This window comes from Paenibacillus sp. J5, from assembly GCF_054955055.1.
The window spans coordinates 32,949-54,826 of the sequence record NZ_JBUEDD010000006.1 but is presented as its reverse complement, the minus strand read 5'-3'; the positions used below and the strand labels follow the sequence as shown (position 1 = coordinate 54,826).

The 21,878-nt window shown below is 55.1% G+C and carries 18 protein-coding genes and 1 pseudogene; 8 read left to right on the top strand and 11 right to left on the bottom strand.

Going from position 1 to position 21,878, the window contains the following annotated elements; translation table 11 throughout:
- Positions 1–170: 170 nt before the first annotated feature.
- Positions 171–833 carry a bifunctional 2-keto-4-hydroxyglutarate aldolase/2-keto-3-deoxy-6-phosphogluconate aldolase gene (locus ACY1JZ_RS12605; protein WP_462629452.1) on the bottom strand — a complete coding sequence of 221 codons (663 nt, stop codon included), beginning with the start codon at positions 831–833 and terminating at the stop codon, positions 171–173.
- Between the two features lie 146 nt (positions 834–979).
- Positions 980–2,398 (bottom strand): MocR-like pyridoxine biosynthesis transcription factor PdxR, encoded by a 1,419-nt coding sequence (gene pdxR, locus ACY1JZ_RS12600; RefSeq protein WP_462629450.1) that lies wholly within the window; start codon positions 2,396–2,398, stop codon positions 980–982.
- Between the two features lie 141 nt (positions 2,399–2,539).
- Between pdxR and hisC the strand changes: the two genes are divergently transcribed.
- Together hisC and ilvA are read left to right on the top strand one after the other, a co-directional pair.
- Complete coding sequence (gene hisC / locus ACY1JZ_RS12595; RefSeq protein ID WP_462629448.1) at positions 2,540–3,616, top strand: histidinol-phosphate transaminase; 1,077 nt, start codon at positions 2,540–2,542, stop codon at positions 3,614–3,616.
- Between the two features lie 630 nt (positions 3,617–4,246).
- Complete coding sequence (gene ilvA, locus ACY1JZ_RS12590) at positions 4,247–5,515, top strand: threonine ammonia-lyase IlvA (protein WP_462629446.1); 1,269 nt, start codon at positions 4,247–4,249, stop codon at positions 5,513–5,515.
- An 86-nt stretch (positions 5,516–5,601) separates the two neighbouring features.
- On the opposite strand, the gene ACY1JZ_RS12585 is transcribed toward ilvA, so the two are convergent.
- On the bottom strand, positions 5,602–6,579 hold the full coding sequence (locus tag ACY1JZ_RS12585) for an aldo/keto reductase (protein WP_270166074.1): 978 nt from the start codon (positions 6,577–6,579) through the stop codon (positions 5,602–5,604).
- A 295-nt stretch (positions 6,580–6,874) separates the two neighbouring features.
- Here ACY1JZ_RS12585 and ACY1JZ_RS12580 point away from each other — a divergent pair, with 295 nt between their 5' ends.
- The 4 genes from ACY1JZ_RS12580 (at position 6,875) to ACY1JZ_RS12565 (ending at position 9,461) form a co-directional block, all read left to right on the top strand.
- Entirely contained in the window at positions 6,875–8,068 is a 1,194-nt protein-coding gene (locus ACY1JZ_RS12580; RefSeq protein WP_462629445.1) for an MFS transporter, read from the top strand.
- Between the two features lie 87 nt (positions 8,069–8,155).
- Entirely contained in the window at positions 8,156–8,770 is a 615-nt protein-coding gene (locus ACY1JZ_RS12575; RefSeq protein WP_462629444.1) for a TVP38/TMEM64 family protein, read from the top strand.
- Positions 8,771–8,996: 226 nt separating this feature from the next.
- Positions 8,997–9,140 carry a hypothetical protein gene (locus tag ACY1JZ_RS12570; RefSeq protein WP_270166077.1) on the top strand — a complete coding sequence of 48 codons (144 nt, stop codon included), beginning with the start codon at positions 8,997–8,999 and terminating at the stop codon, positions 9,138–9,140.
- Between the two features lie 36 nt (positions 9,141–9,176).
- Positions 9,177–9,461: a transposase gene (locus ACY1JZ_RS12565; RefSeq protein ID WP_270166078.1), complete on the top strand. Its 285-nt coding sequence runs from the start codon at positions 9,177–9,179 to the stop codon at positions 9,459–9,461.
- 116 nt (positions 9,462–9,577) lie between these two features.
- On the opposite strand, the gene ACY1JZ_RS12560 is transcribed toward ACY1JZ_RS12565, so the two are convergent.
- Positions 9,578–10,615 carry an FUSC family protein gene (locus ACY1JZ_RS12560; RefSeq protein ID WP_270166079.1) on the bottom strand — a complete coding sequence of 346 codons (1,038 nt, stop codon included), beginning with the start codon at positions 10,613–10,615 and terminating at the stop codon, positions 9,578–9,580.
- 18 nt (positions 10,616–10,633) lie between these two features.
- Positions 10,634–12,385, bottom strand: a complete 1,752-nt coding sequence (locus ACY1JZ_RS12555; RefSeq protein WP_462629443.1) for an ATP-binding protein — start codon at positions 12,383–12,385, stop codon at positions 10,634–10,636.
- Positions 12,386–12,655: 270 nt separating this feature from the next.
- Between ACY1JZ_RS12555 and mscL the strand changes: the two genes are divergently transcribed.
- The gene (gene mscL, locus ACY1JZ_RS12550) at positions 12,656–13,144 is read left to right on the top strand and encodes a large conductance mechanosensitive channel protein MscL (RefSeq protein ID WP_462629680.1); all 489 of its coding nucleotides are present in this window, start codon (positions 12,656–12,658) and stop codon (positions 13,142–13,144) included.
- Positions 13,141–13,767, top strand: coding sequence for an NUDIX hydrolase (locus ACY1JZ_RS12545; protein WP_462629442.1), 627 nt, complete (start codon positions 13,141–13,143; stop codon positions 13,765–13,767). Before mscL ends, ACY1JZ_RS12545 begins: the two co-directional genes overlap by 4 nt.
- A 97-nt stretch (positions 13,768–13,864) precedes the next feature.
- Here ACY1JZ_RS12545 and ACY1JZ_RS12540 read toward each other — a convergent pair.
- The 6 genes and pseudogenes from ACY1JZ_RS12540 to ACY1JZ_RS12515 form a co-directional block, all read right to left on the bottom strand.
- A pseudogene (locus ACY1JZ_RS12540) lies at positions 13,865–14,278 on the bottom strand (hypothetical protein); the annotation flags it as partial.
- Positions 14,279–14,525: 247 nt separating this feature from the next.
- A complete protein-coding gene (locus ACY1JZ_RS12535) occupies positions 14,526–17,612 on the bottom strand; it encodes an efflux RND transporter permease subunit (protein WP_462629679.1) in 3,087 nt (1,028 codons plus the stop codon).
- Positions 17,613–17,617: 5 nt separating this feature from the next.
- Positions 17,618–18,676 carry an efflux RND transporter periplasmic adaptor subunit gene (locus ACY1JZ_RS12530; RefSeq protein ID WP_462629441.1) on the bottom strand — a complete coding sequence of 353 codons (1,059 nt, stop codon included), beginning with the start codon at positions 18,674–18,676 and terminating at the stop codon, positions 17,618–17,620.
- Between the two features lie 477 nt (positions 18,677–19,153).
- Positions 19,154–19,600 carry a hypothetical protein gene (locus tag ACY1JZ_RS12525; protein ID WP_462629440.1) on the bottom strand — a complete coding sequence of 149 codons (447 nt, stop codon included), beginning with the start codon at positions 19,598–19,600 and terminating at the stop codon, positions 19,154–19,156.
- A 694-nt stretch (positions 19,601–20,294) separates the two neighbouring features.
- Complete coding sequence (locus ACY1JZ_RS12520; RefSeq protein WP_462629439.1) at positions 20,295–20,693, bottom strand: phage holin, LLH family; 399 nt, start codon at positions 20,691–20,693, stop codon at positions 20,295–20,297.
- 140 nt (positions 20,694–20,833) lie between these two features.
- Positions 20,834–21,676 carry an N-acetylmuramoyl-L-alanine amidase gene (locus ACY1JZ_RS12515; RefSeq protein WP_462629438.1) on the bottom strand — a complete coding sequence of 281 codons (843 nt, stop codon included), beginning with the start codon at positions 21,674–21,676 and terminating at the stop codon, positions 20,834–20,836.
- Positions 21,677–21,878: the final 202 nt, after the last annotated feature.

The window sequence follows — 21,878 nt, the reverse complement described above, 5'->3', positions numbered from 1 at the left end:
TAGCATGCTCCCCTCCCTATAGAATAGTAGTCGCTCTGGATCAGAAACATACCTTCAGGCATAACAAAAACCCGAGTAAGGCATGGCAATCCTCTCGATCAGATCGCCATGCCTCACTCGGGTATGCGTTGGCTGTCCTGCTCCATCCTAAAGGAATGGAGTTAACCGGCTCAGCCCTTGGCAGCCTTGTAAGCAGCAATATATTGTGCAGCACGTTCAGCAATCAATGCATAGTTCCCCTGCTTGACCGCAGCCGTCGTCAGATCGGAGCCGATACCGACAGCAACAGCCCCTGCCTTGATCCATTCACCGAGGTTGTCCAGCGATACGCCGCCTGTTGGCATAATGTTCGCCTGCGGCATAGGTCCTTTGATCGCCTTGATCATCGATGGCGAGTACAGGTTGCCCGGGAACAGCTTCACAATGTCAACGCCCAGCTCCAGCGCCTCCTGAATCTCCTTGACGGTCATTACACCCGGCATGACCGGCACGCGGTAGCGGTTGCACAACGTAACAGTCGCAGCATTCAGAGATGGCCCGACGACAAATTCTGAACCGCTCAGAATAGCAGCGCGCGCTGTCTCAGGGTCCAGCACCGTACCGACGCCGATAATCGCATATTTGGATGGGTCCGAGGTAGTGCTTGAATATTTGGCAGCCAGCTTCTCGATCGCACGCAGCGCGAAAGGCACCGTCATCGTAATCTCGATCACTTTGATTCCGCCAGCAATCGATTGCTCTGCCATCTCTACCACTTCATCCGGGGTGTCCCCACGCAGTACGGCTACTACACCTTCCTCAGCAACCTGCTGGACAAGCTTCAATTTCTTCATCCTTATTGCCTCCCCCTAATAATTGGACACACGACCTGATTATAGCCTAGAGATCGAGGGAAGGGAAGCATGGAATCCACCTTGCATCTGGATGGCAGGACTTGCCACCGAGCAGACGCCCTGCGCCACCAGCCACTTTACAAGGATCAGCTCCAGGCATCGGCCAGTCGGGACACGCCCTCTCCAATCTGAGACACCGTAAGCCCCCCATAGCCCAGCAGCACGGTACCCTCAGCCGCCCGCTCAGGCAACAGTGCATACGGAGAGACGGGATATACGCTAACCCCATGCTGCCTTGCACGCTCAATGAGATCGTGCTCGCTCCGCGATCTGTGATCACGGAGCAGCAGATGCAGCCCCGAAGCGGCGCCAATCATATCCATCTGCTCCCCCAGCAGACTTGCGATCCGCGAGGTGATAGCCTGCTGCTTCGTCTGATAGAGCGCCCGCATTCTCCGAATATGGCGCGACAGATCGCCAGAGGCCATGAACTCACTAAGAGCATGCTGAAATATCGGAGAGGCCAACTGGTCGTACCGCTGGGCAAACGCCCCAAACTTGTCCAGCAGCCGCGGCGGTAGCACCATGTAGCTGATGCGGATGGCCGGAGTCAGCACACGCGAGAAGGTGCCAATGTAGACGACGCTCCCCGTCTCATCCATGCTCTGCAAGGAAGGGATCGGCCTGCCGCCGCCGTAACGAAACTCACCATCATAATCATTCTCGATGATCAGGCTGCCGCTATGCGAGGCCCAATCCAGCAGTTGGAGCCGCTTGCCTGCCGACAGTGTCATCCCATAGGGAAATTGATGCGATGGCGTCACATACACAGCCTGCGCGCCACTCTCCACCACCTCCTCGATGCGGATGCCATCGTCCTCCAGACACAGCGGACGACAATCGAAGCGGAAGCGAGCGAGCAGCGCCCGGATGCCTTCATTGACCGCCTCCTCGGCAGCAAGTCGCTGCACCTCGCCCTCCAGCAACTGGAACAGCAGATCGAGTGAATGGTATGTCCCGGCCCCAATCACGATCTGATCCGGCGAGCAGCGCACGCCGCGCAGCTGATGCAGGTAGGCGGCGATCTCACGGCGCAGCTCAGGCTCCCCCTGCAGCTCGCCATACAACAGCAGGCGGCCTCCGTCCTGCTTCATGCAGCGGCTAAGCCACCTGTGCCACCTGGAGATGGGGAATTGACTCGTATCCACACTGCCATAGCCGAAGTCATATTCGATCGGATCGCTGTGACGGGCATGATAGGTGTGCAAGGGCGCGGATGTCCTGGACGGCGATTCTCTTATTGCAGGCGAGCGCTCTTGCAACTGTGAAGCATAGTAACCGCTGCGTGGACGGCTATGAAGGTAGCCTTCAGCCTGCAATTGCTCGTAGGCCTGGGCAACCGGCGTGCGGCTGAGGCGCAGATGCGCTGCGAGGCTGCGAATAGAGGGCAGCCGTGTGCCTGGCGGAATGGCTCCGCTCAACAGCTCTGCGCGCAAATAACGATACAACTGCACGAATAATGGTGCATCAGCCGATTCGTCTAACGTTGGCGTTAATTCCAGCATCGTTCCCGCCTCCTTGCTTGTATTCATCTGTCATTTTAATTTCGTCAATTTTGTACATTTCCTTAAAGCCATGAAGCACGTACACTTATCGTATCATCTAGGCTGGCCAGCCGCTATCCCTATACAGGAGGCGTTCTACCGATGAACCTGACCCAATACACCTTGCCGCATATTGAGCGGCTTCAGCCCTATATTCCTGGCACCCAGCCCGCTAGCGGATTAACGGTTGCCAGACTGCACCAAAATGAGCATCCTTATCCTCCCTCCCCCTTCGTTCTGCAGGCGTTGCAGGATTCGGGGAGCGAGCTGATCCGCTGCTATCCGCATTCACAGGGGGGCGAGCTAAGAGAAGCCTTGGCGGCTCACTACGGTGTCAGCGCAGAGCAAGTGCTGTGCGGCAATGGCTCCAGCGAGCTGATCCAGCTTATCTACCGCGCCTTCATCGGGCTGGGGGGGAAGGCGGTTATCCCTTACCCCACCTTTGCCCTGTACGATAATGCAGCAGCCGCATGGCAGTCCGAGGTGGTGCGTGTGGCTGCCCGACCCGACTTTACGATTGACACAGAGGAGCTGGCGGCAGCGGCCTGCGATGCCCGCGCCATCTTCCTCGTCAACCCAGGCGCTCCAACCGGCCTGCTGCTGTCTGCTGAGCAGGTTGAACGGCTCGCCAGGAGCACCTCGGCGCTCGTCATTATCGATGAAGCTTATATGGATTTCGCGGATTCGGATCAATCCGTCATTCGTCTTATCCATGAGCTGCCTAATCTGCTGGTGCTACGCACCTTCTCCAAGGCTTATGCGCTCGCTGGAGCTCGCGTCGGCTGTGTCTTCGGAGGACGAGCGCTGATTCGTGGTCTGGAGAAGATCAAGGGTGTCTATCCTCTGAATGCTCTAAGCCAGCGGCTGGCGATTGCAGCCCTCGCCGATCAGCCTCATATGAGACGGGGAGCGGAGGCGATCCGTCAGACGCGCGCCTCATTCAGCCTGGCGCTGCGGGCAGCAGGCTGGGTCGTGCTGCCCTCACAGGGCAACTTCCTGCTCTGCACGCCTCCGCCACAGGCTGTAAATGCAGCTACACTGGCAGAGCGTCTGGAGCAGAACGGCATCTACGTGCGTCATTTCCGGGCAGATCGGCTTGAGGACAAGCTGCGTATCAGCATCGGTACTGCGGAGCAGATGGAGCAGATGCTTGTCGTAACCAGCCGTTTGCTCGCATAGAGCATGACTTCGAGGAGCGTCACGTTGTGATTCCCCCCAACCGCCGTATGCAGCGACGCACCGCGTGCCGAGAGCTGAACGCACCAGCCTTCGGCACAAGAGCAGAGCTGTAAGACAAGCTCAGCGCTTCATGCGTGGAGCCTTCCGGTCAGAGGCCGCTAGCGTTAGAATCAGCATCACGGCTCGTTATACAGATGAAGAGCAGCATGCCTATTTTTGCGAGAGACAGTTGACATTTGCGCAGGACAGGAGTATAAAGAGGGTAATAATTCATTGACGGGAACACATCGATCATGCCATGAGCATCCCCCAGAGAGCCGGTTCATGCTGGAAGCCGGCGGTTGCAGGCAGATATGGTATCCTCCCCGAGAAGCCCCACTGAACTTTGGCAGGACGCATGGCTGAGCTTTGCGCGCCAGACTGTAAGCTGCGGACGGCTGTCCCCCGTTACAGGGAACACGTATGCATGTACGTTGCAGAGTGCTGGCGCTTCCTTGACTATCGAATGGATATGTAGAGGCTGAGGCTGGAATTAGGGTGGTTACGCGAGTTCGAATCTCGTCCCTTGAGGGGCGGGATTTTTTTGCATTTAACAATATATCATATACAGATGGGTAGGAGGAACAATCCATGGAGCACCAAACGAACGCGGCACATCGCGTGCCCTTAGAGGATATTGTATTTGCCCAGCATCAGTTGAAGGATGTCGTCATTCGCACCCCGCTTCAGCATAGCCGCGCGCTGTCTGAACGGTACGGCTGCCGCGTCCTGCTCAAGCGCGAGGATCTGCAGGTCGTCCGCTCCTTCAAGCTGCGCGGCGCCTATTACCTGATGAAGTCCTTATCCGCTGCCGCCCCGCTCCACGGCGTCGTCTGCGCGAGCGCAGGCAACCACGCGCAGGGCGTGGCATACTCATGCCAGACTCTTGGCATTCCCGGCAAAATCTATATGCCCAGCACCACTCCGCGTCAAAAGGTGAATCAGGTGCGGTTCTTCGGTGGAAGCATGGTTGAAGTCATTCTTGTGGGGGATACATTCGATGATGCCTATGCCGAGGCCATCGCCGCCAGCGAGCGGGAGCAGATGCCCTTCATTCATCCGTTCGATGACCCTAAGATTATAGCGGGCAATGGAACGGTAGGGATGGAGATACTGGAGCAGTCCGATACTGTGCCCGACTATATCTTCGTGACCGTCGGCGGGGGCGGGCTGGCGGCCGGCGTCGGCTCCTATGTGAAGCCAGTACAGCCCCAGGTGAAGCTGATCGGCGTAGAGCCGGAGGGAGCTCCATCGATGAAGATATCCCGTGAACGGGGCGAGGTAACGGCACTGGAGGAGATTGACAAATTCGTAGACGGTGCGGCTGTCAAGCGGGTGGGCGATCTGACATTTGAACTGTGCAGCCACTACCTGGACGATGTTATTACTGTAGCCGAGGGTCGCATCTGCACGATTATGCTGGACTTGTACAACGAGAGCGCAATTGTTGCCGAGCCGGCAGGAGCAACAGCGATCGCCGCATTGGAGCCATACCGTGAGCAGATCGCTGGCAAGACCGTGGTCTGTGTCGTGAGCGGGGGCAACAATGACGTGGATCGCATGCAGGAGATCAAGGAGCGCTCCATGGTCTATGAGGGCTTGAAGCATTACTTCATGGTGAACTTCCCGCAGCGTGCCGGCGCCTTGCGCGAGTTCCTGGATGATGTGCTGGGGCCAGACGACGATATAACGCGCTTCGAATATACGAAGAAGACGAACAAGGACAACGGCCCGGCGCTTGTGGGTCTGGAGCTGAAGCAGCGCAGTGACTACGAGCCGCTCATTGCCAGGATGCAGGCGAAGGGGCTGCAGTTCACCGAATTGAACAAAGACCCGCTGTTGTTCAACCTACTAATATAGCCGCCCTCTCCCGCAACAAGGCCAGGAGCAGCGCATGACCGCCTCCTGGCCTTGTTGTACTTACTGGTACACAGTTGCCTGTTAGGTCACCAGGCATACGCCCGCGGCGCATCGCCGCCCGGCCCTGGGAATATCTCGTCCAGCCGCGCGAGCGCCTGCTCGTCCAGCTTCAGCTCCACCGCCTTGAGCGAGCGCTGGAACTGCTCCAGCGTCCGCACGCCGATGATCGGCGCGGTGACCGCCGGGTTAGCCAGCAGCCAGGCGAGGGCTACCGTATCCTCCCGTGCTCCCAGCTCATCGCAGAGTGCACTGAAAGCCTCCAACTGCTCGCGGTGCTTATCGAGCCGCTTCGGATCGCCGCTGCGCTTGCCTGCGCCGCCGCGATGCCAGTTGCCTGCGAGCAATCCGCCGTCCAGCGGGCTCCACGGAATAATGCCGATGCCCAGATGCTCTGCGGCTGGCAGCACTTCCAGCTCGGGCAGCCTGCAGAGCAGGTTATATTTGTGCTGCTCGGACACCAGTCCCAGCAAGCCGCGCGCCTTGGCTTCGCCCTGAGCGACCGCCATGTCCCAGCCTGCAAAGTTGCTGGAGCCGACATAGCCGATCTGCCCGCTAGCCGCAGCATGCTCAAATGCGTTCCATAGCTCCGCCCAGGAAACATTGCGATCGACGTGATGCATCTGATACAGCTCGATATGATCGGTCTTCAGCCGCTTGAGCGAGCCTTCCAGATGACGGCGCAGCTTATAGGCGGACAGTCCACGTTCCCCGTTAGGTCCATCTGTCTTGTCCTGCATATCCCCATAAAACTTAGTTGCCAGCACGGTTCTTGCACGACGTCCGCCGCCCAGCTTAAACCAACGTCCGATTATTTTCTCCGTGCGTCCTGCATTTTCGCCCCAGCCATAAATATTCGCCGTATCAAAAAAATTAATCCCTGCATCCAGCGCAGCATCCATAATGCGAAAGGCTTCCTTCTCATCCGTATCGACACCAAAATTCATCGTACCCAGACATAGACGGCTTACTTTAAGACCTGAACGTCCCAGTGTTGTATACTCCATCGTCGCGTTGCCCTCCTCTTGTACCCATGTGTCCCCATTATACTGTATTCCGGGACAATGCCCAACACTTAACTTGGATGAGTACGTCATGGATTTCTCGAAGTAATAGCTCAGGCGGAATCTGCAATTAAAGGTCTGATTTACAAGGAATTCAGGTATCCATGTCGAACAAAAATTAAGGAACCGTCGATTATCATCGGCAGTTTTTAAAATCATCCGAACTGGGGGAAACTAAACGTCACAAGATACGTTAATTAAATTGGGGACCTTCCCAAAAGTGACCAAAGGAGCCAGCATGTCCAAAATAAAGCGCAGCAGTTGGTTTGGCCGAGAGATGCTGTTGCTCTCCGCCATCGTACTGCTTGTTGAATTTGTTCGCGGCGCAATGCTGATCAGCTTCTTGCCCATCTACGGCGAGAAGCAGCTCGGGCTGACGCTCGATATTATCGGCATCGCTATTACGGCACATTATCTGACCGACACGGGGCTAAAGCTTGTCATCGGTTACTTGCTCGACCGTTTCTCTGTCCGCTTCGTCGTTCACACCGGATTGCTGTTCTGTCTGGCGGGCGTGCTGATCCTCGGCTATGCTCCGTTGCCCCTGCTGTTTATTGTAGCTTCGGCCATCTATGGCATTGGCATCTCTCCTGTCTGGATCGTCTGCCTGACCAAGGTGAGCGAGGAGCAGCGGGCGACTCAGATGGGCTATCTGTACACCTTATGGTTCATCGGTCTTGGCGCGGGGCCAGTGCTGTGCAATGTTCTGCTCGACTGGAGCCCGGCCTTCACCTTCTATCTGCTGGCGGGTCTGTCCCTGCTGGCATGGCTCCTCTCCCTAATGATCAGCAATACGACCGCGCGCAGCATCGAGCAAATTCCCTTCAAGGCGCAGATGGTCATGTTGAAGGATAAGCTGCGTCAGATGAAGCTGCTGCTGCCCGGCATGATTCTGCAGACGACCGGAGCCAGCATGCTGGTGCCGATCCTGCCCAGCTTTGCAGAGAAGCAGCTCGGCATGTCCAGCACGCACTATTCATTTATTCTGATGGCTGGCGGATGCTGCACCGTGCTTGGGTTGGTGCCAATGGGTCGGCTGTCCGATCGGCTGGGCGGGAAGAAGTGGTTTCTCGTGGCTGGCTTCTCCCTGTTCGCGATCGCCCTGTATCTGCTGACCTGGAAGCCTCCCCTGTGGGAGTGCATCGTACTGGCGGCAGTGCTCGGCGTATCCTATGCAGCCCTGCTTCCCGCCTGGAATGCGCTGCTCGCTTCGTATGTCCCGTCCTCTGGACAGGGACTTGGCTGGGGCGTCTTCTCTACGATTGAGGGCATCGGTGTCATGGTTGGCCCGGTGCTGGGCGGCATGCTGGCAACAGCAAATGGCGAGCTAGCTGTCATCTTCATCAGCGCCATTCTATTCGGGCTGATCGGGTTGTTCTATCTGTGGTTTCCTTTCAGAGCCTTCGAAGGGGAGCGGCAAGGCGCGGCGTAACTGCCGCGCACGGCCCTATGTGCCGCTCTCTTTATCTACAGCGTCTTCTAGCGAGTACGTTATTTAACATGAAATGGAGTTAGATCTGTGAACGAATGGATGGTTTCTATTCAGGAATGGCTGAACCATGTTCAGCATCTTACCCCCGAGCAGTTGCAACGCAAGCTGGAGAGCTATTCAGCATTCGGACCGCTGCCAGGCATTATTGCACCTTTTCTCGAATCGTTATTGCCGTTTCTGCCGCTGCTGCTTATCATCGCCGTCAATGCCAATATCTACGGCCTCGGGCCAGGAATTCTCTACTCGTGGGTCGGAGTATGCTGCGGCTGTATGCTCGTATTCTGGCTGGCTAGGCGGCTAGGCGGTGGCTTTCGCGGCTGGCTGCAGCGCAAGTTCCCTGCAAGCTCCCGATTTTTTGCCTGGATTGAGAAGCGGGGCTTTACACCGATCTTCCTGCTGTCCTGTTTCCCGTTCTCACCCTCTGTGCTCGTCAATATTGCCTCCGGCTTGACCACCGTACCGATGCGTGTGTTCGTCACGGCGATCCTGATGGGCAAGGGGGTCATGATTACGAGTGTATCTCTGCTCAGCTTTGACATTGCCAAAATCATGGATGCACCGTGGAGAATCGGAATTGCCATCGCAGCTTTGGTCATCATGTGGCTGCTAGGCAAACGGCTGGAGCTGAAATTTCAGACCTGATGCCGCTTGCCACTTGTTTGTCCTATGCTGGTTACACCTTGAATTGCTATGGCTGACCCACCTCTTACCGTACATAGCCGCCGCAGCGCTGCGTCATACTAAGATACAGCTTCCTGGATTACCGTGACGGCGGCAGCCGACCTGCTGCCTTGTCGGAGCGTGAATGAACGGAAGCTGAAATCCAGAACGCGCTGCCTGCAGGCAGCAAGCAGAGGAGGGGAACGGGATGTCCGGCACTGAGCCATCCCGCAAGCAGCAGGCCGCCAGCAAGGCCCAATCGCTCGCAGACCGCGGGCAAGGCAGCAAGCAGCAAGCCAGCACACAGCAGGCTGAAGCGGATCGCGCCGCTGTACCCAAGCATGGCTTGTAGCCTGCTCTGCCATAGTTATGGACAAGGAGGAGCAGCATGAGCGAGAAAGTGAATCATTATGATATGAACCCCATGACCGGGGAAGAGGTCGAAGTGGATGGTGTCTATGAGAACGAATCCGGTCAGGAAACCGAGTTGAAGCGCGGAGACACCTTTCCCGCGGATCTCGTGCTGGGAGCAACCGAATGGCAGCTAACCGAATATCAGATGGACAATCATCACGAAGGCGAGACTGATCCACGTCTTGTGCCCAAGAAAGACAAGGATAAGCCATTCAAGGTGACACATCCCCGCCGCCATCTGAACCGGGGCGACCGATAACCTGAACCCTGCGCGGCTCAGGCCGCCGGGACACCTCAAAAAAAGCCGCATCGCCCTTCCGTGAAAGGCGATGCGGCTTCTTATGTGTTTCCATGCTTGGCACTGTATTTATCTTGTTACTCCTCGTCCTGTTCGCCTCGTTGCCGCATCTGCACCTGCTCAATCAACTTTTCCAGTCGACGCAGATGATAGGCGTATTCCATCAGCGCCGCACCAACGAAGATGAACGGCTTGCGCTCGTCGAGCTGAGGATGAATAAAGCTGATGAGCTGAGCTTTGAAGGCGTCATACTCCCCGTCCTCCGGTACGATCGTCACTCCCGGCTTCATCTTGTCCTCTGCCTTGAGCAGGATGTGTTCGTGATACTTGGTCCATTCCTCGATCTGCCGATCGAACCGCACGGCCCACTCATCCGCACCCGGCGCCCCAATGTAATGCTCCTCCACCACTTCGAGCAGATCGACGCCCTTTTGCAGGGAACGGATCATCTGCCTGGATACAAGCAACTGCCGCGCACGACTCTGCTTGCTGCTGCTCGTAATGGCCCGCTCCTCCTCGAATAGCTGATACCGCTCTTGGAGCTTGCGCAGCGTGGCTTGCAGCTTCTCCTTCTCCTTGTTGTACACCTGCTCCTTCATCTCATTGGAGATGGCCGTGCGCAGCAGCAGCGAGAGCAGGTCAAAGGCTTCATGCACCTGGTCATTGAACTGCTTGCGTGGCCGAGGCGGATAGACAAGCACATTGACGAGAAACGCCGCCCCCATCCCTGTCAGCACCATCGCCAGACGCTGAAAGGCAAATAACCATCCCGCCGAATGCGCCTCCATCACAGCGACCACCGTGACGAGTGTCAGCCCGATGGCACTATCCATCTTCAAGCGAATCGTGAGGATGATGACCGCAATACAGACCAGACCGACAGCGATCGGTGTGCTGCCAATCAGGTAGACGGCTGTCAGTGCCACAGCCGCTCCCATCAAATTCGCCTGCAATTGATCCAATATTTGTTTCCAGGAGCGATAGATGGACGGCTGTATCGTAAATATAGCCGCCACCGCTGCAATCAGCGGAGACGCAAACCCGAATAATCCGCTTACGAATATTGCCAGTGCTACCGCCAGCCCTGTCTTAATCACACGGGCCCCAATCGTCATTTTACGCCAAACCTCCTGTTAGTCTACCTCAGCCCATTCCTCCCACGCAAAAGGAAATGCGATTAACAGCGTTGTGCCTACTCCGACCTCGCTATCCACCTCAATCCGTCCGTGATGATTGTCCATTATTTTGTAGCTGACCATCAATCCCAGACCGGTCCCTTTATCCTTGGTTGTATAGAATGGCTGTCCCATCTTGGACAGCATTTCTTGATCGATGCCAGGACCCTCGTCCTTGACTCGAATGCTGACCTCACCATCCTCAAGCATACATTGGATACCGATCTTTCCCCCATCCGACATCGCCTCCATGGCGTTTTTGATCACATTAATGAAGACCTGCTTGATCTGATTCTCCACGCCGTAGACCCACAGCGCCTCCTCGTCATAGATGGCCTCCAATTCTATATCGTACAATATTGCCTGGCCCTCTAGCAATGTTATCGTATCCCGCATGATCTGACGAGCGTCCTTGCGGCTCAGCTCATATACCTGGGGCTTGGATAGCATGAGCATCTCACTGACGATCGATTCGATCCGATTCAGCTCGGATTTCATAATTTCCTGTATATCTTCATTGGTATCTCTGCCTGACATGATGAGCTGGAGGAAGCCCTTCAGCGAGGTAAGCGGGTTGCGAATCTCATGCGCGATACCCGCAGCCAATTGACCTGCCACGTACAGCTTCTCAGAGTTGATCAGCAGCTCCTCGTTCTTCTTGCGCTCCGAGATGTCGCGAATAATAATTTGCACAGCATGCTTACCAGCAAACCTCGTCGGCGTCTCCACCACCTCTGTGTGAATCAGCTTGCCGCCGATCGTATACCATTCCTGCTCCACCGGGCCATAGGGACAGTCCGGGCAAGCGGTCTCAATCCGCTCACGCAGCTCGTCATGATGCTTCGGATGCAGGAAATCATAGATGGAGCGACCCAACATCTCCTCCTGCCGAAGCGCCTCAAACATGCGCAAACCCGATTGGTTGACGTACTTCCATTCATTTTCAGCAAAAATAGCAATGGTATCCAGTGAATTCTCAACCAGCAGCTTATATTTCTCATCCGCCTGCCCCAGCCGCCGATTCGTATAGCCGATCATCAGACTGAAGCCGATGACGAGCAGCGTGGCAACACCCATGATAGCCGACAGGAGCATCATATTTTCATTCAGTCGGTCCGCGGTCATGATGGCCGTATACTCCACAGTAATTGCTTCAAGCCCGAGCCCTTGCACAATCATAACAGAGGTGCCCAGCAGCAGGCTGCTTGTCAGCAGATCATCGCCCTTCTTGATCTCATACCGATAAAACGCGCAACCGGCCGTCAGCCAGCTCAGGGCAAGGGAAAGGAAGACCAGCCCGTCATCTACGGAAAATTGCTGCATCGGCACAATCATAACACTATAGTAGAACATGACGACCTGCACAGCCGACAGCAGCAAGCTGGACAGTATCACACGCGCCACCAGCATCGCCTGGCTTAAAAAGAACACGATGGAGAGGAAGGTCATCCCCATCCCGATAAATAACAGCAGCAGCATGCGACGGTCAATAATGATCATCGTGTCTGAAGCAAGCAGCACCAGGAAATTCACGACGGCAAGGCCAAGCCCGAAGACAGCCGCCCCGCCAAACATCCAATGCAGTTTCCCATGTCCGTTCGAACGGGATACATTGCCGATTAACTGGAACATGGTGAAGGAGGCTAGAGCGCTAATGGTGAGAGACAACATCGTAAAAAACAGGCCGCCGTTATTTAGATAGTTATTCATTCCCCGTTCTACCACCTCATCTCGGAATGGATTTGAATTTCGACAATTTTCCATAAAACCCTTTTTTCACGGCGTTATATGACGAAAAAAGCCAGCAAATGCCAGCATTTTCTTCCAGTCTTCGGCAGGATGTGCGTTCTATATTATTCTCCATTTTCATTCTATGAAAATAGGGTATAATATAACAAACTATGCTGCCAGTTCATGCCGCGGCCAGATGGCTGGCGGGGTGGCACGCATGTGGAATTCGTATCGGACGAAACAAAGGAGATGTCTATGTCAAAGCTACTTAAAGAATTCAAGGAGTTCGCTGTACGCGGCAATGTCATCGATCTCGCCGTCGGTGTGATCATTGGCGGGGCTTTCGGCAAGATCGTGACCTCGCTGGTGAATGACATCATCATGCCCCCGATCGGCATGCTGCTGGGCAATGTAAACTTTACCGATCTCTACTTCAGCCTGGAGCCAGAGCGGACGATGGTTGATGGCAAGCACATCTCGCTTGCTCAGGCGACAGATGCCGGTGTTGCTGTCATTGCTTACGGGCAATTCATTAATATTATGCTGAACTTTATCATTGTCGCCTTCTGCATCTTCTTGATGGTGAAGGGAATCAATTCCCTGCATCGCAAGAAGGAAGCGCCCGCCAAGGCGGAGCCGACCACCAAGGAGTGTCCGTTCTGCCTCTCGACCATTCCGGTGAAGGCTACCCGCTGTGGGCACTGCACCTCCCAACTGGTGCAAGAAGATGCACGATGAGCGAATGGTTCGATTACTATGACGAACAGATGAATCTTCTGGGCACGGCGCCACGCGAGCGTGTCCATCATGAAGGGCTATGGCATCAGACCTTTCATTGCTGGGTCGTGCAACGACGCGAGGCGGGCGCATATGTATGGTTTCAGCAACGGCAGCTTGGCAAGGATACGCACCCCGGACGGCTGGATATTACGGCCGCCGGCCATCTAAGCGCCGGCGAGACCATCAGCGACGGGGTGCGCGAGCTGGAGGAGGAGCTAGGCATTCGCGCCGAGTTCAGCGCTCTGGTGAAGCTGGCTGAGCATCGCGAGGAGGTGGAGGGCGAGCTGGGTGGCACGCCCTTCATTGATCGTGAGCTTAGCCATGTCTTCGGCTACGTCTGCGACCGTCCGTTGTCCTCACTGCAACTTCAGGTAGAAGAAGTGGCAGGGATGTACGAGGCGAGCCTGGATGAGATGATCGCGCTGTTCGAAGGGGAGCAGATGTCCGTGACGGCTCTCGGTGTAGCCCCGGATCGCCGCGGAATGCTGCAGCCGTCGAGCCTGGAGGTCCGAACTGCTGATTTTGTCCCGCGCGAGACAGCTTACTATACGAGAGTATTCCGGTCGTTGAAGGAGCTCTAGAGGTAGAGCGGGAGCGCGTCCTGCCGGGCCAGCCCGCCTGCCCCGGCCAGCCTGCCTGACTGCCTCCCTGCCCTTGGGCATGTGTGGCCTCCCAATTCGCATACCAGCGGTCGATCATGCCATGAATCTGAAAAAATACAGTGCTGCGCGGCGCCACATCGAAGTCATTAAGGTCTTCTTCTCCATACAACAGCGCCGCTTGCTGATGAATGCAGTTATGCAGATAGGTCGACTCAATATATCGCCCCAGTTCATCGGCCGTAGCGAATGACTCCGGCTGAGTGACAATTCTCCGCTCCGCCTCGGTATCATAGCAGTAGGAACGGCGAATGGCCTCCGGCACCTCCCGCCATGGCTCCACCAGCGAGGCGTCATAGCCCTGCTGGCTATACCAGGCCAGCGCTTTGCGAATATATTGGCGGTGGAACCGTAGAAAATCTTCGCCATACCCGGCTGGCGGCTGCTCCACATTGACATGATGATGGGCATGATGCCAGTTGCGATGCTCCATCAGCAGGCTGTTCGGATAGTTCGGAATGCGCGGCACGCTTTTCCCTCCCGTACACCATTTTGGTTTGCTTGCTACTATCCTATGTCCGCAGGAATACAAGCGTGAAGAAGGGACAGAGCATCTGGGAGAAAATTATAAACAAAGGTCGAGCCCGTGTGCGAAGGTTGCACCGGGCTCGACCTTTGTGCTCATTGGATTCTATTCGTGTGTTCCACCCATTCAAATCGATTGGCTGGCCTAAGGCTTCCTAGACCTCTGTAGCTGTCGCTTCCGTGGCTGTCTTGCCCCTTCTGCGCAGCACTCGCCGCAGCCACTGGCTGAAATCATCTGCCATGCTGTAGACAACTGGGACAAAGATCAACGTAAATACCGTGGAGAACAGCAAGCCGAAGATGACGACAATGCCCAGCGGCGCCTGCATGCTGGAGCCTTCCCCGAGTCCAAGCGCGAGCGGGATCATCCCGAGCACCGTCGTTAATGTCATCATGAGAATCGGTCGCACCCTGCTCGGCGAGCCTTCCATAATGGCCTCATAGCGTTCCATTCCTTGCCTGCGCAAAATATTGATATAATCCACCAGCACAATTCCATTGTTAACGACGACCCCAACGAGCAGAATCATCCCGATCAACGCTGGCAAGCTGATGGCGGTGTTTGTTACAAATAGTCCAATCAAGACACCTATGATCGAGGTGGGTACCGAGAACATAATGATAAACGGATGAAGCAGCGACTCGAACTGTATCGCCATGACGACATAGACGAGAAAGATAGAGAATACGAGTGCAAGAGCCAGATCAATGAACGAGTCCAGCATCTCCTCGGCCTCGCCGCCCATGGAATAGCTGTAGCCCTCCGGGAAGTTCATCTTATTCAGTGCGGCTTGAATGTCGTTCGCTACACTCCCCAGATCGCGTCCAATTACATCGCTCGTGACATTGATTTGTCGCTGTTGGTTTTCCCGTTGGATGACGACCGGGCCCTTCAACTGCTCAAATTTGGCAACCTGTGACAACGGAATATACTGGCCGGTAGCTGTCTGCAATCGCAGTTGGCTAAGAGCCGCCAGGTTGGCTCTCTCCTCCTCAGGCATCACGACGCGCACATCATACTCCGAGCCCTCTTCCCTGAACTTCGTCGCGAGCTGTCCGTTCATGGCCAACTGGATCTCGCTAATGATCTGCTGATAGGTCAGTCCGTACTGCGCAGCCATCAGACGGTCGACGATAATGTTCATCTCCTCGTTGCCTTCCTGCGAGGAGGTCTGAGCATTATGGACACCCTCCACCTCAGAGATCAGCCACATGACCTGGTCAGCAACCTCCTCCAGCACCTCACGGTCCTGACCGTTAAGCTTGATCTGGATCGGGCTGCCCGCGCCCAGCCCCGTCTCCATTGCGGAGACCGTAATCTCTGCTCCTGGAATCTCCTGCGTCTGCCTGCTCAAGCTGCTTACGAATTCCCGGGTCGTCATGTCGCGCTCCGTGGAGCCAATCAGCTCCATCGTCAGTGTCGCTTGATTGGAGCTATCTCCACCGAAGCCGAGACTGCTTCCACCGATCGATAGATACGCCATGCGGATCATCGATTCATAGGGTGCAAGCAGCGCTTCCACTTCGTTGGCTATCTCCTTGGTTTCCTCCAGTCTTGTGCCTGAGGGAGCCTTAATCGTAATGGTTAGCCGCCCCTCATCATCTGCTGGCATCAGCTCCATGCCGATCATGGGCGCCAACGCCAGGCTGCCTACCATTAAGGCACCGACGAGAGCAACCGTCGTCTTGCGATGCTTCAGTGACCAGGCCAGCCGCTTCTTGTAGAATTGAATCAGCAGATTCAGTCCGCGCTCGAACAAGCTAGGCTTGCGCTCCTTGAGCGGCGCCGACATCAGCTTGGCCGACAACATTGGCACCAGCGTAATCGCGACAATCAGCGAGGCCAGCAGTGAAAAGGCGACGGTCAGCGCCATCGGCTTGAAGATGTCTGCGGCAATGCCCTGGACGAAGACAATCGGCACAAATACGACAAGCGAGGTTACGGTGGAAGCAATAACTGCCGCTCCCAGCTCGGACGCTCCTTTGACCGCCGCTTGCAGAACCGTCGCGCCGCGCTGACGATGAACGACGATGTTTTCCAAGATAACGATCGAGCAGTCCAGCATCATCCCGATCCCCAGCGCCAGTCCGCCCATGGAAATAATGTTAAGCGTCTGCCCTGTAAAGTACATCATCGCAAAGGTAGACAAGACGGCAATCGGAATGGCGATCCCGATAACCAATGTGGCTCTGATGCTGCGCAGGAACACGATCAGGATCAGGACAGCTAGTATGCCCCCTTGCAGCATATTATTCATGACGCCATCAATCGACTGCCGGATGTAGATGGAGGAATCCGTTACCACCGTCAGCTCGACACCTTCTGGAAGCTGGCTGTTCATCTCCTCCATTGCCTTATAGATTTCATCCGCCACCGAGACGGTATTCGCATCGGACTGCTTCTGGATCGAGAGGACAAGAGCCGGAGCGCCATTGACCAGCGTAAGGGAGGTTTCCTCCTTATAGGTGTCCTTGACCTCCGCCAGTTCATGCAGTCGAATCTGCTGACCGTTGGACAGCAGAATGAGCGTATCGCGAATCTCAGCAACAGAGCTGTATTCGCCCTTCACGCGAATCTGCATCTCCTGTTGCCCCTTGACGACGCTCCCCGCCGAAACCGATTGATTGCCTGCGCCAAGCACCTGTACAATCTGCGATGGTGCTACCCCGTATCTGGCCAGGGCGGCTCGATTCAATTCCACCAGAATCTCTCGTGTCTTCCCGCCGGCAGCAGATACGGAGGCCACCCCCTTCTGCCGCTCGAGAAAAGGAATGAACTGTGTTTCCGTCATGCTCTGAAGTCGCGAGCTATCCTCCCCGGACAACGCTAACGACATAATAGGCAACTGCTGCGGGTCGAAGCGCAGTACAGAAGGCGTACCAGCGTCCTTCGGCAGGAACTCCTTCACCTGGTCTACCTTCTCGCGAATGTCCAGCAGTGTATTATCCAGATTGGTGCCGGACTTGAATTCCATGATCACAAGCGAGGAATTGGCCTGAGACTGAGACGTAAGACGACTCATGCCTTGTATCGAGCTGAGCGACGCCTCCATAGGTCTAGTAACTAGCTTCTCGATCTCCTCAGGAGCCGCTCCCTGATAGGAGGTGGCCACCACGGCAACCGGGATGTCGATCTTCGGGAAGAGGTCAACAGCCAGATTGCGCAGGCTCACCAGACTCAGAGCAATGACAGCAAGAACGAGCATTGTGACACCTACCGGACGCCGGACGGATACATCCACTATTCTCAAGGTTTCTGCGCCCCCTCGACAACTGTGACCTTCATCCCGTCCTCCAGCGTAATCTGCCCCTTGGTCACAATCAGATCACCAGGCTGAATATCCCCCTTGACCGCAGTCAGGGAGGATTGCGTCTCCAGCACCTCGATGTTCTTCATCACCGCTCGATCCTTCTCAATGACAAACAGGTAAGAGGCTCCGCCCTTCTCCACCACCGCTTCAGTCGGTACAAGCAAGGCATCCTGCTGCCGCTCCTGCGTCAGCAATAGCTTGGCGATCATCCCCGGCTTGATCGCCTGATCTTCATTGGCCAATCGCACCTCAAGTGTATAGAAACCGGTGTCGTTGGTCACAGGGGATAGGTAGCTGATCGTCCCCGTATGCCCGGTGCCCAGATCCGGGATGTCCACCTGAATCTCCGTCTTATTCTGGAGTACCAGCATCTGGCTCGAGCTGACATTGGCAGTAATCTTGATCGGTTGGATGGAGACCACGGTGAACAGAGGCGAGCTTGGCGATGCGAAGCCTCCAAGCTCGCCGTTCACATTGACGATCTCGCCAGCGAATGGCGTTGTAATATATGTATTTTCCAGTTGCGCTCGTGTTTGCCGCAGACGCAGCTTCGACTGCTCAACCGAGATGCGCGCCTGCTCCAGCTCCGTATCTGTCGTCATCTCGGATCGTACCAGCACCTTATACTGGTTCTGGGCAATCTCGAGCGCATATTCCTCCATTTCTACCTGGGTCTGCAGGTCATCTCCCTTGATTCTCCCAAGCCGCTGTCCCTTCTTCACGCGGTCCCCCTTCTTGACATCCAACTGGATAATCTCCCCGGTCATCTTGGGGAAGACATCGACCGCGGTGCTCGGTACCGCCGACCCGATCAATTCACTCTGCTGGGTCAGCGCGCCTTGTGTGACAGCTTTCACCTGAACAGGCGTCTGGCGCTCCTCCTGCGACTGCTTCTCCGCCGCCGACGGCTCATCGACCTCTGTGCAGCCGGATAATAGCAGCATCCCTGCAATGGTTCCTGCGGCAAGCAGTGTATTCCACCTTATGCTTCTCAACCCTATTCCACTCCTTTGCATACGACTGGCGTTGCTTGCGGATCGCGCATGCTACAGACTGGACTGGATGCACGTCCCGCAACTACTGTTACTAGTTACGAGAGGCAGGCGGAATTGTTTCATAATTTTATTAATTTTTCTGATAAATCCCCCCTTTGGCCGTTGCTTATCGTCATGGAGAGATGATGACTTACCTATATAGCAAGAAAAACCGCCCCAGCAAATTGAACTCGTGAACCGCGCCCCCAATGTTAGATACATCTCCCATTGGGGGGCGTTTCATCGCAGCCATCTTCAAGGGCGGTTCCGTATGATGATCGTTCCACATGATCCCGCATACATTAGTTTCACTTATAATTCCTGCTGTGCAGACTCAATGATGCTTTACTAGCTGATTCGGCTCCGTTTCACAAGCAGCGGTATAATCGAACAACGTCAGACTCAACGATGCTCCACTAGTCGCCATGACTCCGCGTTCTAAGGAGTACTCGGAGCACTGATACCTGGCAGCGCCTCCTTAGCGTCAGGAGTCTCGCTGCCCTCTGACGGCGATGCATTCTCCTCTTGGGCATTGCTGGAGGAATCCTCCGATGTAGTTGGGTCCGTCGACAGATCCTCCTGCTTGTCGGATTCGGAGTTCAGCGAGTCAGGTACCGTCGTGTCTGGCATGCCAGAGTCTGGTGCGCTCGTGTCTGGGGCATCCGTTGCACCCGGAGTGGTTGTGTCTGGTTTGGTTGTGTCTGGAGTGGTTGTGTCTGGGGTGGTCATATCCGGGGACGACATGTCTGGGGATGTTGTCCCCGGTGTCGCCGTATCAGGCGTTGAAGCAGGTGTATTGGTGGAATTACCAGTAGAAGAACAGCCCGCACCGACCAACAGCAGAGCTAACGAAAGTACAATCAGCGCATGTTGTTTTCTTTTCATCGTTATTACCTCCCGTGGTGTTGAAAGTGTCTTTTCCTGAACAGCCTTATTCGTCAACCTCCTGAGCGACTGTATCTGCATGAGGACTACATTCCCATCTATACGCCTCCCTTCGTTGGTATCTAAATGTAAAGCCCGAAACTGAACGGAAGCTTAAATGAATCTAAAAGGAACATTAAATGAGAGAATCCTAACTTCTGGAAATCTATACATCTACCTAGGGCGGGGCTTTACACTTTGCAGGGAGCAGATGTTGCCGTATATACGTGTCGAGCACGATTATTTGCAGATATATACTGGAGGGTCGTTCAGGAAATGAAAACGCAGCAGGGGGCGGCAGAGTGAGGAAAACTGCCCTTGAGCGAGTATTCATGCGTGTCTCAGCTAAGACTCGGGAATGGGGAGGGAGGGGCTCACGCTAGGTAACACGATATAAAAATTCAACCTGATCGAACTCCCCCATCCACCGTCGCCCTACCGAGGACGCCACATGCAAAACCAAACTCTAGCGACTTATATGCTACTTGTTATGAGAATATTGTAATATAGCCCCATGATCAGGTCTTCTACGGGAAAGTAGCATCGCCAAAGCTTACAGTGGAATAATCGAACATTGGAATGTCGAACATCTGAATGTGTCAGTACTCAACCTGCTGCTCAAGCGGACGGGGGAAACCGATCAGATTGGTACTGGCTAGCTCTGCTCGTGAATATCCTTAGTTTGGCTACGAAATGACGTTCCCAGCAACGGCGCCTGCAACGCATTGTAATCCAGCACAGCCTTCTCGATGGCGGAGCGGAGCTCGGCCTGTCCCAGCTCGATCCCCTGTTCCTTCAAGCGGGTGCTTAGGTAGCCGTAGGCCGCTTCTAGCTTCTTCGGCCCGCCGACCTCCCGGAACACCGTCTCGGCAAATGCGAAGGCTTCGCCAGCCAGCTTATGCAGCAGCTCTCGCTGCTCATTGGTCGCGCGACTCTCCAGCCACCTCAGCATACGAGCGCGTGCCTGAAACAATGCAGCCGTAGCAACTGAAGCCAGAACAGACAGGATGGCGAGCACGATTGTTTGGAGATACGGTTGAAGCATAGCGTGCATATGATTTCATCTCCTTAATATAGGATTTATTATGACGAACTTCATTAATAGATATTTGTCATATTATTCAGTTTTTTAAGACATTTAATAAGGTAAAGCCTATGCGACATGTATCATTAGCGGGGTTAAGGAATGAGCTACTAGTGATTCTTCCTCAACCAATTCGCTAGAATAACGGCCAGCTCTGCCCTGCTTACCGGTTGCTCCGGCCTAAAGGTGCCATCTGGATAACCGCTCATTAGAGCATTAGACGGGTCTGTCACCCGCTTGATCGCATCTTCGTACCATGATCCAGGTTTAATATCGGAATATTCAGTTTTATTAGACGTTTGATTGATCCCCGTCGCGGCATTCGGGCTTGGGGCGTTGATCATGCCAGAGCCAGCACTTGGCTGACCTGGAGAGTTCGTTGCAATAGGCTGCAAATCATACACCTGAACAAGCGCGGAGACGATCGCCTCTGCGCATTGCTGCCGATACGCCTCCGACTTCAATAATTCGACTTCACGGCGATGAGTCATAAATCCACATTCTACGAGAATGGCCGGCATCCGGCTCTCCCGCACCATATGGTAATTCGCCGTCTTGACTCCTCTATCGCGCAGGCCTGTCGCTGTAATCAACTGGGTCTGTACAGCCTTGGCGAGCTGAACCGATGCGGCGGATGGCTTCGTATACGTGAAGGTCTCGATTCCTTCCGCGCTGCTCCAGCCGTCGCCGCTAGCATTGGCATGGATCGAGATGAGCACATCCGCTCCCCAGGCGTTGGCCTTGTCTGTGCGTTCCTTCAACGGCACATCGCGACTGCCGTCAGGAGCGTGGGTGAAGCTCGTCTCCACGCCGCTATAGCGGCATAGCAAAGCAGCCGCCAAGGTGGCGACTGCTTGATTGAATTGAAACTCCCGCAAGCTTCCGTCGGGCGAGCGCTTGCCGGGCGTGTCCGGGCCGTGCCCGGCGTCTAAGGCGATTTTGAACTTACTCATGGTGCTTATATCCCCCCTTAATTGTTATTGCTTAGCCCAGTACCCCGAATATGGTGAGATGAGATAATACACCTTTATCACACCATTAACGATTGACCCAGTAATGGCATTCAGAAGTACATGTTCGTCTGCTATAAGGTTTGAAACTGCCAACCCAATAAATATCCGTTCGTCGTTCATCTATGAATACATGCGCGTCTCG